The sequence below is a fragment of the Mesorhizobium sp. NZP2298 genome, from assembly GCF_013170825.1.
Lineage (GTDB): Bacteria > Pseudomonadota > Alphaproteobacteria > Rhizobiales > Rhizobiaceae > Mesorhizobium.
The window spans coordinates 6,651,581-6,668,144 of the sequence record NZ_CP033365.1 but is presented as its reverse complement, the minus strand read 5'-3'; the positions used below and the strand labels follow the sequence as shown (position 1 = coordinate 6,668,144).

Genomic DNA, 16,564 nt, shown 5'->3' with positions numbered 1-16,564 from the left:
CTGATGCGATCTCCGGACCGGTAGCTCTCGCCGTAATTGATCAGACTGGCACTGTTGGAAGGCGATGTAGGCCTGGAACTCGCCGATCGCCAGCGAGGCGCTGAGACGATCGCCCACCTCAATAAGATCGAGGACGATATCCGCGGCCGATCGGCCGATGAACGCCGTGCGACGCGTCGGGAAAATAGCCGCGCTATTGTCGCCATCTTGAACCTTGGCTGCGTGAAAGCTCGGCCTGATCGGTCAGAAGAAAGGTCGCCGAGGCAATCCGCTGCACGCTCTCACGCTGCGAAGGCCTCTCGCGCTTCGTTGACGACGGTCGCACCGAGATCGACAACAACACCGTCGAGCGCTCAATCCGTCCGCAAGTACGCGCTCTTCGCCGGCTCGAACGGCGGTGCCGAACACTGGTCAGTCATTGCGTCGCTGATCGAAAGCTGCAGGCTCAATGGTGTCGAGTCACTCGGTTATCTCGCCGACGTCCTCACCACCAGGATCGTCAACAGCCATCCCAGCCAGATCGACGAGATGCTGCCTTGGGTCCGACATCCAGGCGCCGAGCTAAAGGCCGCCAGAAAACACCGCCACGCTTCATCAGCCTCGTCAGCCAATCTCCAGAATAGCTCCTGTCACGCGGCCAAGGTGCCTCCGTAGCTAACGTCTACGTCAGCGTTGAAGAAATACCCTGCACCACGGCATGTCTTGACTAGCCTTGGATTGGCCGCATCAGCCTCCAGCTTTCGGCGCAAGCGCAAGATTAGGACATCAATACTTCGATCGTAGACCTCTTCTCCACGCACACGGCTCGCGAGCAAAAGCCGTTCTCTGGATAGGACATTGCGGGGGTTCTCCAGGAACGCGATCAGCAGGTTGAACTCACATGCGGTAAGCTTGACTTCGCCACGCTCCGCACAGATCAGTCGCCGCTGCTTGACGCTGAGCTTCCAGGCTCCGAACCGAAATGAGCGATGATCTTTCGTTCGCGGACTGGAAATGCGCTGGCGTAGCCCTACTCGAATGCGGGCCAAGAACTCGCGCAGCCCGAAAGGCTTGGGGATGAAATCGGTTGCGCCGAGCTCCAGCGCAACGACTTTTTCCGCCTCATCAAGCCGGTCGCCGCTGATCACTATGATGGGTAAATCCGATTTTGTCGCCAGGTTGCGGACGATGGCAAGCCCATCCTCCCGGCCTAGGTTGAGGTCAACAACCACGAGATCGACTGGCTCATGCGATAGAACGTAGTTAAACTGCTTGCTATCGTTGACTGCGGTCACCTTCAAGGCATGCATCATGAGATACTGGGAGATGAGGCGTCGCATTGCGGCATCATCGTCAATGACAAGAACATGTTTCAACGGCTCACCTTCAATCTTGAATCCCCTTGTCTAAAGCTGTTGCCGAGCAACCCTTGGGGGCACCGACGCAGAACAGCTGCCCCTTGCTACCACTCGCCGGTGCGTGCGGCCAATGTGAGGCCGTTGCTCGGCCTGGTCTTTTCATCCACAGCGAATTGACCGCATCCAGGCAGCCGGTGGCCACCACACATCTGCAAGCGCCGGTATGACCCTGCCGTGTGGTCCTTCGCTTATTCGCGAGCTCCGCCGTTGGTGCAGGCCTGCCAACACCACTTGATTACGACGGCACGGACGCCCGGTCGCTTGCCATGTCCTTGCATCTTCTTCGCGTTTCTGGCGCTTGCGGACCTGGATCACCTCGAAATCCTCCCGCTCGTGCGTGCGGCTCGGACGCGGTGGAGCAGCGCGGCGTTTAACTGATCGCAGAGGCGGTTGGCCGAAGAACGGCCGTGATTCGCTATAGTGACCTTGTGCCAACGGTATGTCTCCTGCCCAAGGCAGGTCATTGGGAGGTGGCCGGCGGCGCCAATCCTGTTCCGGGCGATCGGCAGGTCCGGTTGCGGTTACCTTGCGAGCTAACATTTCTCGGTTGAATGCAATACCTTTCCTTTTGAGCCTGTCACTGTACTTGTCGAGAGCGCTGTCGGACTGCGGCAATCCGCCTGCGGTTTCTGCCGATGGGACTGTGCGTGACCCACCAGTTCGCGGGCGGCCGAACAGCTGAACCAGCCTCGCACCAGGGTGGGCTGCGCCGCCAGGTCTTCCCAGTTGACCCTCGTCCCCGCGTATTTGCGCCTCCGACGAGCTTCGCGGACGAACTCGCGGTTTCAACCAATGCCCGAGTATTCAGGGCGCTGGCTGTCTCTTGCAACAACGGCAGCATGCCGCAACATTGGGCAGCTCCGCCCCTTAGTCGGTTCTCGCGTTCGATAGACCCAAGCTTCCGCAGCCTGCGATGAACCCGCCAAGCTCCCCATTTTGTGGCGCTGACACAAGATTCCATTACCGCCCATGATGCCAAGTCGCGGTTGACGCTGCAGGAGCAACCGACGGCCGGGACGGGCAATCCCGCGCAGGAATGATCCACCACGATGGTCGAGATGTGCCGGCTGATCGCGCCCGCGCAACCCGCGCATGCGCAAGATGCCCACGCACGCGGACACGAACGAAGCTCTTTGCTTCAGTTGAAACCGAAAAGCTGAACTTGAACATCACGCAGTAACAAACCTGCCCGATAAGCGCGTGCCGGACAGGGCCAGAACCGGTCCGGACGCTTGTAAAGGTAGGGGATAGGAATGTTTATTGCAGCTTGGCCGCTGGCCGTCGCCCTGTTGACATCCATGTCATTCCCAGCCGAGCCCGCGCCACTTTCGCCCCGTGAATTCCACCGCCTGTCGCGCAAATGCGCTCCCTGGGTTGCGCCGTCCACCCTCGCCGCGATTGCCAAAATTGAAAGTGGCTTTGAAACGCTGGTGGCTCATGACAACACCACAGGTGAGCAGCTTCGCTGGATAGACCGCCTGGAAGCGACGCGGGGCATCAAGAACCGCCTCGAAGCACAACATTCTGTCGATGTCGGATTGATGCAGATAAACAGCAAGAACTTTTCCTTCCTCAATCTCACGCCGGAAAAGGCTTTCGAGCCCTGCGCCTCGCTATCGGCCGCCGCCCACTTGCTTGAAAGCCGGTATGCCGGCGGCACGACTGCTCCGGCGCAGCAACTGGCGCTTCGCCGTGCCATCTCGGCCTACAACACGGGCGACGTCACGCGTGGCTTCACCAACGGTTATGTACGCAAGGTCGAGTCGGCCGCAAAGGACATCTCGAGTCACCCCGCGCCAACCCTGGAGCCGACCGCTCAAGATGCGCAACACCTTGAGGCACCCGGTCGGAAAGCCGTGCCGCCTCTGCTCCAACAGAGCCAACAGGCCAATGGAAAGCAGCCCAACCAAAATTCTTGGGACATCTGGGGCTCGTATGAGTCAAACCGCTCCGGGGCCGATCCCTCCGGTCCGACAGGCAGCCAGGCTGCGGAAGAGCGGGAACCCTCGAACCCGAACAAACTCGTATTCGATTGAACCATGGAGATACAATGATGACGCCACTCAAAATACTTCGTGCGCTTAAAACGCGTGTTTCTTCGCCTTTTTCCATGCTGCGCACGGCGGCTGAATATGTACCGGCCGCTGCTGCAGGCGCCGCGTGGACGGTCTTCTCCATCGGGCCAGCCTCGGCTCAGGTGACCGGAGGGACGGATCCCGCCAAGATGGTCCAGAATATCTGCACCTTCATACTCGGCCCCTTCGGACAATCACTGGCCGTGCTCGGACTCGTGGCCATCGGCATCTCTTGGATGTTCGGTCGTGCTTCACTTGGCTTGGTTGCGGGTGTCGTTGGAGGGATCGTCATCATGTTCGGCGCCAGCTTCCTGGGCAAGGCGCTCATAGGCGGTGGCTGATGAGCGACCGGTTGGAAGTGAGCACCCTCTATGTGGCGGCGACACGTCCCGCACTGTTTCTGGGGGTGCCGCTCACGCTGGCCGGATTGCTGATGATGTTGGCTGGGCTCGTCATCATTGTCCTTCAAAACCCACTTTATGAAATCGTGCTCGTGCCACTCTGGTTCGGGGCACGGCTGGTGGTTGAGCGTGACTATAACGCCGCAAGCGTCGCGCTCCTCTATTTGCAGACGGCCGGCAGAAGCGTGGACGGGCCGGTCTGGGGTGGCGCGAGCGTCAGCGCCAATCCGATCAGAGTGCCGAAACGCGGAAGAGGAATGGTGTAATGTTTGGCGCCAGTGGCCGGACCGAGAGATCTGGCGAGATCTATCTTCCGTATGTCGGTCATCTCAGCGATCAGGTTGTCCTGCTGGAAGACGGATCGATCATGGCCATGGCACACGTGAACGGCCTGCCCTTTGATTTGGAAGACGCAGAGATGCGCAATTCGCGCTGCCGCGCGTTCAACACTCTCTTGCGCAACATCGCTGATGACAATGTCACGCTATACGCTCATCTTGTGCGAAACAACGATGTGCCGGAGCCGGCATCGCGCCAGTTTCAAAGTGCATTTGCTGGCAGTCTGAGCGAGGCCTATGAGCGCCATGTGCTGTCGGGCAAGCTCTTTCGCAACGATCACTTCCTCACTATCGTCGTGTCCCCCCGCACCGCAATCGGTAAGATCGGCTGGCGCATTGCCAAATCCCACAGACGGAATGACAACGATCTGGCCACACAAATACGAAGCCTGGAGGACCTCTGGCAGATCATTGCTGGCTCACTCGGCGGTTACGGTCTGCGCCGGTTGGGTATTCGCGAGAAAGGCAACGTGCTTTTCACGGAAATTGGTGAGGCGCTTCGGCTGATAATGACTTGCCGGTTTCTTCCGGTTCCGATGGTTACCGGCTCGCTTGGCGCCTCGATCTACACTGATAGGGTCATCTGCGGGAAGCGGGCGCTTGAGATTCGAAGACCCGGGGATAGCTCCGTGGGATCATTGTTTTCGTTCCGTGAATATCCGGCGACGACGCGGCCAGGCATGCTAAATCCCTTACTGTCCGCCAACTTCCCGCTTGTCCTGAGCCAGAGCTTTTCCTTCCTCACTCGGCCACAAGCTCATGCGAAGCTTAGCCTTAAATCCAGCCAGATGACGAGCGCCGGCGACAAGGCTCTCACCCAGATCAATGAACTTGCCGAGGCAGAGGACGCACTGGCAAGCAACGAGTTCGTCATGGGTTCGCATCATCTGAGCCTGTGCGTCTATGGCGACAGCCTCAATAGCCTCGCCGATCGCGCAGCAAATGCGCGCGCAAGGCTGGCCGACACAGGCGCCGTTATCGTCCAAGAGGGTATCGGCATGGAGGCCGCGTACTGGTCCCAACTCCCGGGGAACAACAGGTGGCGCACGCGCCCCGGGGCGATCACCTCGTACAATTTTGCCGGGCTTGTCTCATTTGAGAACTTCCCCAGCGGTTCCAGCTCCGGCCACTGGGGCAAAGCTGTTGCGCGCTTTCGCACAAACGGTGGAACGTCTTTCGACTACATCCCCCATGAGAATGACGTCGGCATGACGGCGATATTCGGACCCGTCGGCAAAGGCAAGACGACGCTGATGACCTTTATCCTCGCGATGCTTGAGCAAAGCGTGGTCGATCGCAATGGTGCAATCGTCTTTTTCGATAAAGACCGGGGTGGTGAACTGCTGGTGCGAGCCACGGGAGGGACATACCTTGCGTTGCGCAGAGGCGCTCCGAGCGGCTTGGCCCCTCTGCGCGGACTGGACAACACCTCCGCCTCGTTGGATTTTCTGCGCGAATGGCTGATGGCCCTCATCGAGAGTGACGGCCGTGGTCCGATCTCGTCGGAGGAAAGCCGTCGACTGGAACGTGGCATTCTTCGTCAACTTTCGTTCGAACCCGCCATGCGCTCACTTGCGGGCCTGCGCGAATTCCTGCTGCACAGCCCCTCGGAGGGCGCGGGAGCACGGCTGCAGCGGTGGTGTAGAGGGAATGCGCTTGGATGGGCCTTTGACGGCGATGAGGACGAAGTCAGGCTGGATGCCTCCATTACCGGCTTCGACATGACGCAGCTCCTGGAATTTGAGGAGGTCTGTGCGCCGGCCGCCGCATATCTTCTGCACCGCGTGGGCGCTGTTGTCGATGGCCGTCGGTTCGTCATGAGCTGCGACGAATTTCGCTTCTATCTGCTCAACCCGCAGTTCTCGGCTGTTATCGACAAGTTCCTGCTCACCGTCCGCAAGAACAACGGCATGTTGATACTCGCAACGCAGCAGCCCGAACACGTGCTTGAATCGCCCCTTGGGGCCAGTCTCGTTGCACAATGCATGACCAAGATCTTCTACCCATCACCGACGGCCGACCGGGCCGCGTATGTCGATGGCTTGAAGTGCACCACGCAGGAGTTCGAGGCAATCCGCCAGGGAATGGCAATTGGCAGCCGCAAGTTTTTGCTCAAGCGCGAGAGCGGGAGTGTTGTTTGCGAATTCGATCTTGGCCAGATGCGCGAGTATGTAGCCGTACTCTCGGGGCGGGCCAACACCGTGCGCTTTGTCGACCAGCTTCGTGACCAGCACGGAGATGCCCCAACCGGGTGGCTCGACAAGTTCATGACTCGTTACCACGAAATTCAAGACTGACGGAGGAATATTCATGAGATTTCCCACGCTTGCAGCAACGACGCTTGCCGCTTCCTTTCTGCTTAGCGGACAGGCCCGGGCGCAATTTGTCGTCATCGACCCGGCGGTAGTAACACAAGCGGGCTTAACAGCGGTTTCCACTGCGCAGATCCTGATAAAGTCAGCCCAGACGGTCGCTACGACGATGGAAATGGTGGAGATACTAAGGTCGTCATTCGGTGTCACGGGGCTGCTAAGTTCACTGAACCAAGGAAATCACTACCCGTCGGGCAATCAGCTTGAGAGGCAGATGTTTGAGGGTCAGGCGCCAACTTCGATTAAAGCGCGTGCAATTGCGGACAACCCAAACCGGAAAGTCGACGGCACGGATTCAGAAGCGAAACTGTTGCAGGGACAAATCGCTGGTGCCATCAATGCCGCAGCTCTTGCGGCCGACACTCTGGGCGTAATGGACAAGCGCCTTAAGGCCAACGACAACACGCTTGGTCAGCTTTCCCGCTCGGGAAATATTGTGCAGGCCACCGTCACCAACGGTCTGGTCCTCAAGCAGATTCATGATGCGATTATCCAAAATGTCCAGGCCACGAGTCTGCTGACGATGGCCACTGCACAAGCGAGCCTTCACGCCGCAGAGGAGGCCGCGATGCAGCGTCGCGAACGCCAGGACACCGCCAGAATGTTTGAGTAGCGACGCTTAGTTCATCCGGCTCATCTGCGCTGATCAGGGGCAAATAAGGTTCACGCAATGGTTTTCAGAATTCCTGCGCCATTCACGGCCATACACGTGATCTTTCATGAGGCCTTTACGTTGGGGCTGCACAAAGTGATTGGAAACGTCCAAGAGGCGGTCAGTGCGCCTCTGGTTGCGTGCGTCACGCTCTGGATCATAATCCAAGGCTTTCTGGTCATGCGCGGTCAAGTCGACGCGCGCGGAGGTATCTCGCGCGTAGTCACGGTATCGATTGTCGTCGCCCTCATCTTAGGGCAGGCCAACTATCAGCTGTACATTGAATCGGTCTTCGACGACACGATTCCAAAGCTTGCTCACCAGATCAGCGGAAGCCACTTGCCCTTCATCGGTATCCCCCAGAAGCTCGACGTAATGTTCGCTGCAAGTCAGAGTGCCTTTCAGCGGATTGCTTCCGAAATTGGGCCAATGAATCAGCAGGACATACTTGCCTTCCAGGGAGCGCAATGGATTTTGTACGGCGCGCTCTGGACAGCGTTCGAGATCTATGATGCCGTTGGAATTCTGACGAAGGTGCTCCTGGCGATCGGCCCCCTCGTTCTTGTAGGCTATCTTTTTGATCACACTCGAGACATGGCTACCAGATGGATCGGCCAACTGCTTTCATACGGGCTGCTGCTTGTCCTCCTCAACATCGTTGCAACGATAGTTATCGCGGCCGAATCAGTCGCGCTGGGAGTCATGCTTGCGGTGATCAAATACAAGGGTACGACAGCAGCCAAGATCATCGGGCTTTACGAGCTCGATATGCTTTTCCTAGCTGGTGACGCCCTGATCGTCGCGCTTCCGACGATCGCCAGCAGCATAGCCGGCGGTTCTTGGGCAGGTGCGAACCAATCTCTTAGCAGCCTCAATCGCCGCATTGCCAAAACGGCAGGTGGTTAATCAATCGACAAGCGCGGTACCTCAACATGAAATACTATCTACTTTTGTCAATACTGGCTTTGGCGGCATGCAAGACAACCGATAAGCTTGCGACCTGCACGGGTTCGCCATTCCAACTGAACGTGGGACAATGGGAAACCTCCCCTGAAGATCTTGAAGTCGAATGTGCGAAAGAGCCCAAGTGAAATTTCCTGAACATGCCCTTCTGGTGGAGAGAGAAACGCTAGCCGCCCACTATAAGAAGGTGGAAGCGTTTCAAACTTCACGAGCGAAGTCTGCGCGGCGCCTGTCAAAGGCCCTCATAGCCTTTGCGGCAGCGGCGGTCCTAGGAAATGTTGCGCAGGCATTTACCATCGCTGCCATGGTCCCGTTGGCCAAGCTCGTACCTGTCTTCCTCTGGGTACGCCCGGATGGAACAGTTGACAGCGAAGTGTCAGTCTCTCGACTGCCGGCAACCCAAGAGCGAGCCGTCATAAATGCTTCGCTGTGGGAATATGTACGCCTGCGCGAGAGCTACACAGCCGATTCCGCCCAATACGGCTATGACCTCGTATCCAGTTTCAGCGCACCGGCTGTGCGGCAGCAATATCAAGAGTTCTTCAATTATCCGAATCCCACCTCGCCGCAAGTCACAGTCGGCAAGCTCGGCAAGCTCGAAGTCGGGCATATTTCCTCAAACGACATCAGTCCGGACGTTCAACAGATCCGATACAAACGCACCCTTTCCATCGATGGGCAGATGCCGTTGGTGACCACCTGGACAGCAACCATCCGCTACGAGCGCCTGACAGATCTGCCTGCCCAATCAAGGCTCACCAATCCGGGAGGTCTACTCGTCACTTCCTATCAAACCTCGGAAGATAGCGTGTCGAACCTGGGTGACGTGCAGCCATGACAAAAAGAGCGTTTCTCGCACTGGCCTGTTCACTACTCTTAACGCTGGAGGCTTCCGCGGAAGACACCCCGCTTGCCGGCAAGCATGATGCGCGGATGCGCTACTTGGCTTACCGTCCCGACGAAGTGGTGCGCCTGTCGACCGCGGTGGGGGCAACGCTGGTCGTCACATTCGCGGCCAACGAGACCGTTGCAGCCGTGGCCGTTTCCAATAGCAAAGACCTGGCTGCGCTCCCACGCGCCAACTACCTGTTCTTCAAGGCCAGCCGGATCCTGCCGCCGCAGCCGGTCGTCGTTCTGGCCGACAGTGAGTCCGGTACCCGCAGATATGTCTTCAGCATTTCAACGAGAGCGATGCCAAAGTTAGATGAGCAGCAACCTGACTTATACTACAGTGTGCAGTTCACCTATCCCGGTGATGAGGCCGCTGCTTTGAGACAGGCAGCAGAAAAGCGCTCGATTCTTGGTCAGGCCCGGGCAAAGGTGCTGCAGGAACAGAGGGTTCAGGATTTGTTGAATCGGCCCGGTACAACTGCCAGTTCCGACGAAAGGAATTTTCACTACGTCGCAAAGGGCGATCGATCGCTGGCGCCGCTGCAGGTTTTCGACAATGGCTTTACCACCGTATTTGGCTTCGCAAGCAATTCCCGTATCCCCTCCCTCTACATTATCAATCCCGACGGCAAGGAAGCCGCTGCCAACTTCACAGTCAAAGGCGACTTTGTTGAAGTAGCCGCAGTCGCCCGGGAATGGCGTCTGAGAGATGGCAATACGGTATTGTCGATTTTCAACAGGGCATATGATCCTGTTGGACAAGCGCCGGGGACCGGTACAGTGAGACCCGACGTGTGGCGCGTTTTGAAAGGCTCGGGCCGATGAATGAAACCGGCCCACAGTCGGGACACGATGTAAATGCATCCGCATCGTTGGTCTCGGAGCCGGCCCGCCGGCATGTTTCGGGATCACAGAAATTGGCCGTCGCCGGTCTTGTTCTCATCTCATCTCTGTCGCTCATCTGGCTCGGAAGTCGTCCCAGCACACAAGACGAACCATCTCAGCCAAACCCGCCAATTTCCCCGAACGCCGAGCCGTTTCGCCCCGTGCCTATTGAGCTTGCTCCCGAACCTCCAGCACCTGCAAAGGCGGCGCAGGCGGCAGATCCTGCGCCATCCACGCCGCAACCCGCGGCAGCTGAACCGCCGCCCGAGGAGTCACCAATTTTCGCCTACAGCAGCAGCAGTCAAAAGCCCGACGTGGCTCAGCGGAGCGAAGACGACCACAAGGATGCTCCCGCGACCGCGGATGAGATTTCGATCGGTGGCGACCTGTCGGGCCGATTGAAGCCAGACATACAGGAGCCGAGCCGGGCCACACTTTTGCCGCACCCTGATCTCGTGATTACTCAGGGAACGATCATTCCTTGCCTTTTGCAAACGGCAGTCGACACAAATTTACCCGGTTATGTGAAGTGCGTCTTACCTAAAGACGTCCGCGGCGCCACCAACAATGTCGTGCTCTTGGATCGTGGGACGACCGTGATTGGCGAGATCCAGCATGGTCTCGAACAGGGGGATGCGCGTGTCTTCGTGCTGTGGACGCGCATCGAAACACCTGACCATGCCCTCGTTTCGATAGCATCGCCGGGCGCTGACGAGCTCGGCCGCTCCGGAGTGCCTGGCACGGTGGATAATCACTTCCGGGAACGCTTTGGCGGAGCAATGCTGATGAGCGTCCTTCAAGGCGCGTTCCAGGCGGCCGGTCAATACGCGGCGAGCTCTGGCGGAGGAAGCGGCATCAACAGCTTCCAGAGCAATGGCGGACAAGCCGTCGAGACGACACTGAGAGCGACGGTCAACATCCCGCCAACCCTGAAGAAAAACCAGGGAGATGCTGTATCCATCTTTGTGGCTCGCGACCTCGATTTCTCGGATGTATACGGTCTCACGGCAACCGTCGTGGCGCCAGCCCCCCAACATCGCCAACGCCGGAGAGACAACAATGCGATCGGAGGCTGACCCTCAATTGCGTTTGCTTCTCGACCCCGTTCTGAAATGGCTTGAGGAGCCGAGGACCGAAGAGGTCGCTATCAACCGGCCTGGGGAAGCGTTTGTGCGACAAGCCGGCGTCTTCACGAAACATCCGCTACCACTAGGTTATAACGATCTGGAGGACATCGCGATTCTCGCTGGAGCGCTGCGCAAGCAAGATGTCGGACCGCAAAGCCCCCTCTGTGCGACTGAGCTGCCGAACGGGGAGCGGCTGCAGATCTGTTTGCCGCCCGCTGTTCCCTCAGGAACAGTAAGCCTGACGATACGGCGTCCTTCAAGTCGTGTGACCGAACTGAAGGAAGTTTCTTCTCGCTACGAATACTCACGCTGGAATCAATGGCGGTCACGAAAACAGCGCCAAGAGCGGCAGGACCAAACTATTCTTCAGCAATACGACGATGGTGACTTGGAGAAGTTTTTGCAAGCGTGTGTTTCGGGACGGCTCACGATGCTGCTTTGCGGACCTACTGGAAGCGGCAAAACGACAATGAGCAAGACTTTGATCAACGCTATACCCCCGCAAGAGAGACTGATAAGTATCGAGGACACGCTGGAGCTTGTAATCCCGCACGAGAACCATGTCCGGTTACTCTATCCGAAGGACCGAGCCGGCGTAGGTGCGGTGACAGCCGAGCAACTGCTGCAAGCGAGCTTGCGCATGCGCCCTGACCGAATATTGCTCGGCGAGATGCGCGATGATGCTGCATGGGCCTACCTTAGCGAAGTCGTCTCCGGCCATGCGGGATCAATATCAACGATCCATGGGGCTGATCCGGTCCAGGGCTTCAAAAAGCTCTTTTCCCTCGTCAAGAGCAGCCCGCAAGGAGCCGCTGTGGAAGATCGAACGCTTCTTGACATGCTGTCGGCTGCCGTTGACGTCATTGTGCCGTTCCACACCCAAGGTGACCTGTACGAGGTGGGAGAGGTATGGCTCGCCGCCGATGCCCGGCGACGGGGAGAGACAGTAGCCGACCTCCTTAACAAGCACTAAGGCTAGAACAACGTCTCGGGATCGATAAGTCCATTGTGATGCGACGCGTCGTTTTGTTCTGCTTCGATGTCTTTTGCCAGGCCTTCTCACATTACTTGCATAGAATGAGCGAGTCGGCGGCATCACGCCATCATCATTATACGAATCGCATGCTCTATTGTCCTGGACGAGACCGGTCTCGCTAGCCGAAGGACGAAGGCCTGATTGTCAGAGGTGACCGGCATGGGGTCGATGTCACCGATGACTATGAAAGGCACCGTCATGATGGCCGGGCATACGGACTCGGCCCGTCCTCGCTCGAGGAAAGCCGTCTTCGCCAAAATCAGCAGGTCAGCTGCCTTCCCGCTCTCGATCCAGCCGCAAAGACTTTCGAAGGTCGCGAAGCCGATCGGCTCATAACCCAGCGCGGCGATATTGTCCTTGTGAATCTCCAACTCTGCTGGATCGGGCTCCACGACTGCAATGATTCCGCCGTTGGCCGGTGATCCGTTGTATGGGCCGAAAGTGACGTCAGCGTTGACTGGCTCATCCTCGGAGGCTGGCAAGTAGATATCAAAGCGCGTACCTCGGCCAACAACCGAGGTGACGTCTAGGCATCCTGCGAGCGCGCTCACGTGCCTGTCAACCGCAGCAAGACCCAGCCCGGTCCCGCCGACGAGAGAGCGAGTGGTAAAAAAGGGCTCAAAGACATGCGGAAGTATCGAACTTGCGATTCCTGGGCCATCGTCGCTGATGGAGAGGAGAACGTAATCTCCAGGTCTCAAGGTGCCCTGAGCCAGCGGCTTGGTTTGGCACACCTGGGCGCGAGAAACGCTAACCTCGACGCGGCCCTCGTTCAAGACAGCCTCCGACGCGTTCTTGCACAGATTCATGAGGATCTGCTGCATCTCGGTTGGGCTGCCCTCGACCACCGTTTGCCACTCGTTGATCTTGAAGTTCAACTGAACACCCGCACGAACTGTAACCCGCAGCAATGGCGCAAGATCCATGACAATTTCGGAGACGTTGAAAGGCACTGCAACGCGCTTGCGGTTTCGGCTGAGTGACAAGATCTGGTCAACGATCAGCTTGGCGCGGTGTCCAGCTAAGATGATTTGGTCGATGTGGTTCCGTATTCTGGAGGGGCGACGCACCAGACCTTGGGCAATTTCTGAATATCCGATTATTGCGCCTAAAATATTGTTGAACTCATGTGTGGCGCCGCTTGCGATCGTGCCGACGGTCCTCAGCCTTTCCGCCTGCTCCCATCGACTCACCAGAACGTCGCGTTCGGCATTTACACGTTGCATTTCAAGATGGTTGCTCAAACGCACAATGGCACTGGCAAGAACCCACAGGTCGCCTGCTGAGGGGAGTGAGCGATCTCGTTCAAAAACAAGGATGCAAACCACAGCCTGCTGATCGGAGGCCCTGCAAGCAACAATTTGACAAACACCGGAAGTGTCTAGGGCGGTGCGAACCATTTCCGCCGCCGGAACGACGCGAAACACTGGCCGTCCGGCGCGGACAAGTGAAACGACTTCATCAAGAAGCGCGACGTTCCAGACACGCATGCACGTGTTCGTCACAAAGCACTCGGTATGCCTGCTGAGACTCGGATCCACCTGAGCAAGCGCGCATTGATCCGCGTCGAAAGCGCGTTGAACAAGTCTAAGCGCTGCTTCGGTTGAAAAGCGCGGCGACGCGTTCTTTGCTTTACTTTCGTTGAAGCGAGCTTCGATCTCACGCATTGCCTCTTCAAGCTCCAGCCGCCTTTCCAACCGGTTCGTCCGCACATGCAGCCTGAAGGCCCGAATGATCGCAAACAAGCAGAGGCATATGGATACCGAGCCAAAGAAAAGTCGTGTGCGCTGCGCTTGCGCGCTGGCCAAGCTGTTGTCTTTCAGGTATTCGCGCTCCAGTTCGGCGGCCTTGGCGAACGTGTTAAAGGATGCGATCCGATCGGCTGCGCGGTCCACTCTCGACAACGCGGACAGGATAGCGCGGCCGTTGCGGACAACATCGTGGGTGGCTTGGTCCTGACTCGGAGGAAGTCGGCTGAGAGACTGATCGATCTGTGATGCGAGGCTGAATCCCGGTCTGGCCGAAAACTGAAGGATCAAATTGGAGAGTTCAAGCCTGTTGGACGGCGCCCCCTCAAGGCGATTAACCGAGCGAGCAAACCGTACGAGAGAGCTTTGCAGAAGCTCATTTTGCGCAGCCGCTGCCGAGATGGCAGCCTCTGTGTTCTCGACGGACTTTTTGAGCTGTGCAAGCAACCTGGAGTGCGCTCCGGAGCTCTCATCGGGCGAAATCTCGGCAAGGCGTTGCAAGTTTGTAACGTTCCTTTGCAATGCTTGGAGGGTAGAATCAACGGGGCGGAAGTCCAATACCATGTCGGTTCGAGCGCGGGCGACATCGCGCTGGAGCAATGCGTAGTTGATCTGAATCGTTCGCAGTTCACTTAGGACCGCCTCGTCGACCTGTGGGTCCTGCCTCTGTATCCCGAACAAGAGCGCAAACGAGGCCGCCAGGGCGATTACAAATACGTTGTCGGTACTGAGCCTTTTTTCACAACGAAACGGCGTTTGATGCGCGGTGCGCGCCTTGCGAAAGTCTGATCTGAATTCTAGCTCCTCATTGCTTCGGTGTGCGGCCGGATGCTGCTGGAACAGGAAAACCATGTGTACCTCTCCCCTCATAAAGACGGCTTAGACACCGTCGCACTTTGCCCCCGTGGCCCCGCTGACCCTCCGTTGAATTTCGCGGCGATTAGACTTCGACCGTTCTGTTCCGAACTCTGGCCACTCGCGAGCTCGACGCGAACCTGGAAACTGAAGGCACGGCGTTACGGCACGTGAGAAACTGGGCTATCCGTGAATGCTGATTTGATAGTTGTTGAGAAGGGAAGGCACCAATGCCAGGCTGACACCGCGTGACGGATTCAATCGAGATTTGCCTGTTTTCGCGCGGCGAGTCGAACCACGCCGATGTTGAAGGTACCGTTGAGTCTCGTCATAATGACGGCAGGAACCGAATACTCGTGAGCCTTCGTTGCGTCAGTCCGCTCAAGCCATCACGCACGCGGCAGAGCTAACTTCCGGCAAGAGTTTCATAGCTGGGCCAACAAATTGCGCTCTATGCCTGACCAGAGTAAGCAGGACGTACGTACGATCGGCATGATCCCCGAGGAGCGTTCGCACTTCATCTCTTATCCGGTGAAGGATAGCCCATTGAGCAGCTCACCATCGGTTATGAGATCGAGGCGACACACAAGGCGGGCAACCGGTCGCAGTATTCGGAACTGTCTTCCGAGAGATCATGGAGGGACAGACAAGCCGCACGCTGCAGCAGCCTGGGGATGACACCGGTCGGCCAGCCATTATGCCGCTAACCCGCTTGCGATCTCTGTGCATTGTATCTCCTGCGTGCAGCCCCTGCATTAAGCCAGCGTCGACGACCAGAGCCCATGTTCCACCAAACAAGGGTTAGCTTTCAAGAAGCTGATTGAACAAATTGATTGTTTGGATCGCAGGCATCCGAACAATGGATGCAGCTAAATGCAGCGGCGGTTTTCGTTAGATGCGAGCGAGCGTCTCTTGGCAAGAACCACCGCGGGGCGCGGGCGAGGTGAGGGGCTGCACGCCAAGCGCGTCGGGACGGTCATCGAGGATCTGCGTGCGGGTTTGCAGCAGAAGATGTGCGCCGATCCTGCTCCACTGCATCTGCCGCTTGTTGGCGACCCGCTTGGAACGGCGTTGACGGTGGCCTTGACGAGGGCCGAAGAGATGCGATCTCCGGACCGCTAACGCTCGCCGTAATAATCAGGCTGGCACTGTTGGAGGCGATGTAGGCCTGGTGAACTCGCCGATGCGGTCAGGAACTTGCGCATGTTCGGCTAGCCTGTTTCGAGACCTTCCGCGTCGAATTGCAGGTCGGCGATTTCGTGACGGGCCCGATAGACGTCAACATGCCAGAGATGCCATTTGATCCTGCGCAGAGTTTCGAGCAGGTCCTGTCCGGTCTGCTCGTCCTGGTTTTCGAGCCCTTGCACGAACTGCCGAAGGACCCTGATGCGCACGGTGATATGGAACCAGTCGGCGTTCTTCCCCACCGTCGGTGATGAAGGTGATATCCTGATTGGCTTGGACGGGCTGCTTCTTGAGATGGTCGAGAATGCGCCGTTGCGGCTCGCGATCATAGCCATAGACGAAACCGATGTAGCGCGGAGCACCCTCTTCAGGCAGCGAGCGGCCTACGATCAGCTCGAAATTCTACTTCCGGTCGTTTGGTCGCGGATGAAAGTTCGATGCGGCTGCAGAACGCGTTTGCGATGGCCGCCCATCTTCCCGGCGCTACCGGAGCACGATAACGTTGCGACCATTTCACCACCGAAGAGACCGCAAAGCCAAAGCGCGACCAACCCGATCCAATTCTGCGCCGCCCAACTTCCATCTCCAACGGTGCGCGGAACGCCCGCGCGCCGGGTGCCTAACTAGCAGTGGCACTGG

General features: G+C 57.9%; 13 protein-coding genes and 3 pseudogenes. 12 read left to right on the top strand and 4 right to left on the bottom strand.

Translation table 11 applies throughout. The features are described from left to right. Positions 1 to 79: 79 nt before the first annotated feature. A pseudogene (locus EB231_RS31755) lies at positions 80 to 540 on the top strand (IS66 family transposase); the annotation flags it as partial. A gap of 89 nt (positions 541 to 629) precedes the next feature. Here the strand turns inward: EB231_RS31755 and EB231_RS31750 are convergent. After that, a complete protein-coding gene (locus tag EB231_RS31750) occupies positions 630 to 1,355 on the bottom strand; it encodes a response regulator (protein WP_027033428.1) in 726 nt (241 codons plus the stop codon). Between the two features lie 1,295 nt (positions 1,356 to 2,650). Here EB231_RS31750 and EB231_RS31745 point away from each other — a divergent pair. From EB231_RS31745 to virB11, 11 genes are all read left to right on the top strand, one after another. After that, the gene (locus tag EB231_RS31745) at positions 2,651 to 3,433 is read left to right on the top strand and encodes a type IV secretion system lytic transglycosylase VirB1 (protein WP_172352303.1); all 783 of its coding nucleotides are present in this window, start codon (positions 2,651 to 2,653) and stop codon (positions 3,431 to 3,433) included. 74 nt (positions 3,434 to 3,507) lie between these two features. Then, a complete protein-coding gene (virB2, locus tag EB231_RS31740) occupies positions 3,508 to 3,813 on the top strand; it encodes a pilin major subunit VirB2 (RefSeq protein ID WP_245436993.1) in 306 nt (101 codons plus the stop codon). Next, positions 3,813 to 4,139, top strand: a complete 327-nt coding sequence (locus EB231_RS31735) for a type IV secretion system protein VirB3 (RefSeq protein WP_019856520.1) — start codon at positions 3,813 to 3,815, stop codon at positions 4,137 to 4,139. Before virB2 ends, EB231_RS31735 begins: the two co-directional genes overlap by 1 nt. Next, positions 4,139 to 6,508 (top strand): VirB4 family type IV secretion/conjugal transfer ATPase, encoded by a 2,370-nt coding sequence (locus EB231_RS31730; protein WP_172352301.1) that lies wholly within the window; start codon positions 4,139 to 4,141, stop codon positions 6,506 to 6,508. Before EB231_RS31735 ends, EB231_RS31730 begins: the two co-directional genes overlap by 1 nt. A 13-nt stretch (positions 6,509 to 6,521) precedes the next feature. Further along, positions 6,522 to 7,196, top strand: a complete 675-nt coding sequence (locus EB231_RS31725) for a hypothetical protein (RefSeq protein ID WP_006329143.1) — start codon at positions 6,522 to 6,524, stop codon at positions 7,194 to 7,196. A gap of 57 nt (positions 7,197 to 7,253) precedes the next feature. Continuing rightward, positions 7,254 to 8,141 carry a type IV secretion system protein gene (locus EB231_RS31720; protein WP_172352300.1) on the top strand — a complete coding sequence of 296 codons (888 nt, stop codon included), beginning with the start codon at positions 7,254 to 7,256 and terminating at the stop codon, positions 8,139 to 8,141. A gap of 26 nt (positions 8,142 to 8,167) precedes the next feature. Continuing rightward, entirely contained in the window at positions 8,168 to 8,326 is a 159-nt protein-coding gene (locus tag EB231_RS31715; protein ID WP_081609673.1) for a type IV secretion system lipoprotein VirB7, read from the top strand. After that, positions 8,323 to 9,036, top strand: a complete 714-nt coding sequence (locus tag EB231_RS31710; RefSeq protein WP_006329145.1) for a type IV secretion system protein VirB8 — start codon at positions 8,323 to 8,325, stop codon at positions 9,034 to 9,036. The genes EB231_RS31715 and EB231_RS31710 overlap by 4 nt, the downstream gene beginning before the upstream one ends. Continuing rightward, positions 9,033 to 9,914 (top strand): TrbG/VirB9 family P-type conjugative transfer protein, encoded by an 882-nt coding sequence (locus EB231_RS31705; RefSeq protein WP_172352299.1) that lies wholly within the window; start codon positions 9,033 to 9,035, stop codon positions 9,912 to 9,914. Before EB231_RS31710 ends, EB231_RS31705 begins: the two co-directional genes overlap by 4 nt. Beyond that, positions 9,911 to 11,050 (top strand): type IV secretion system protein VirB10, encoded by a 1,140-nt coding sequence (gene virB10 / locus EB231_RS31700; protein WP_107648216.1) that lies wholly within the window; start codon positions 9,911 to 9,913, stop codon positions 11,048 to 11,050. Before EB231_RS31705 ends, virB10 begins: the two co-directional genes overlap by 4 nt. After that, the gene (gene virB11 / locus EB231_RS31695) at positions 11,034 to 12,074 is read left to right on the top strand and encodes a P-type DNA transfer ATPase VirB11 (protein WP_027056317.1); all 1,041 of its coding nucleotides are present in this window, start codon (positions 11,034 to 11,036) and stop codon (positions 12,072 to 12,074) included. The genes virB10 and virB11 overlap by 17 nt, the downstream gene beginning before the upstream one ends. A 122-nt stretch (positions 12,075 to 12,196) precedes the next feature. On the opposite strand, the gene EB231_RS31690 is transcribed toward virB11, so the two are convergent. The 3 genes and pseudogenes from EB231_RS31690 to EB231_RS31680 all read right to left on the bottom strand — a co-directional run. Next, a complete protein-coding gene (locus EB231_RS31690) occupies positions 12,197 to 14,737 on the bottom strand; it encodes a two-component system VirA-like sensor kinase (RefSeq protein ID WP_172352298.1) in 2,541 nt (846 codons plus the stop codon). Positions 14,738 to 15,718: 981 nt separating this feature from the next. Beyond that, positions 15,719 to 16,327: pseudogene (locus EB231_RS31685) on the bottom strand (ISKra4 family transposase); the annotation flags it as partial. Positions 16,328 to 16,341: 14 nt separating this feature from the next. Next, positions 16,342 to 16,469: pseudogene (locus EB231_RS31680) on the bottom strand (IS630 family transposase); the annotation flags it as partial. Positions 16,470 to 16,564: the final 95 nt, after the last annotated feature.

Excerpts from the sequence above, each read along its gene's own strand:
- EB231_RS31745 (WP_172352303.1), top strand. The coding sequence starts at position 2,651 with ATGTTTATTGCAGCTTGGCCGCTGGCCGTCGCCCTGTTGACATCCATG.
- virB2 (WP_245436993.1), top strand. The coding sequence starts at position 3,508 with ATGCTGCGCACGGCGGCTGAATATGTACCGGCCGCTGCTGCAGGCGCC.
- EB231_RS31735 (WP_019856520.1), top strand. The coding sequence starts at position 3,813 with ATGAGCGACCGGTTGGAAGTGAGCACCCTCTATGTGGCGGCGACACGT.
- EB231_RS31730 (WP_172352301.1), top strand. The coding sequence starts at position 4,139 with ATGTTTGGCGCCAGTGGCCGGACCGAGAGATCTGGCGAGATCTATCTT.
- EB231_RS31725 (WP_006329143.1), top strand. The coding sequence starts at position 6,522 with ATGAGATTTCCCACGCTTGCAGCAACGACGCTTGCCGCTTCCTTTCTG.
- EB231_RS31720 (WP_172352300.1), top strand. The coding sequence starts at position 7,254 with ATGGTTTTCAGAATTCCTGCGCCATTCACGGCCATACACGTGATCTTT.
- EB231_RS31715 (WP_081609673.1), top strand. The coding sequence starts at position 8,168 with ATGAAATACTATCTACTTTTGTCAATACTGGCTTTGGCGGCATGCAAG.
- EB231_RS31705 (WP_172352299.1), top strand. The coding sequence starts at position 9,033 with ATGACAAAAAGAGCGTTTCTCGCACTGGCCTGTTCACTACTCTTAACG.
- virB10 (WP_107648216.1), top strand. The coding sequence starts at position 9,911 with ATGAATGAAACCGGCCCACAGTCGGGACACGATGTAAATGCATCCGCA.
- virB11 (WP_027056317.1), top strand. The coding sequence starts at position 11,034 with ATGCGATCGGAGGCTGACCCTCAATTGCGTTTGCTTCTCGACCCCGTT.
- EB231_RS31690 (WP_172352298.1), bottom strand. The coding sequence starts at position 14,737 with ATGGTTTTCCTGTTCCAGCAGCATCCGGCCGCACACCGAAGCAATGAG.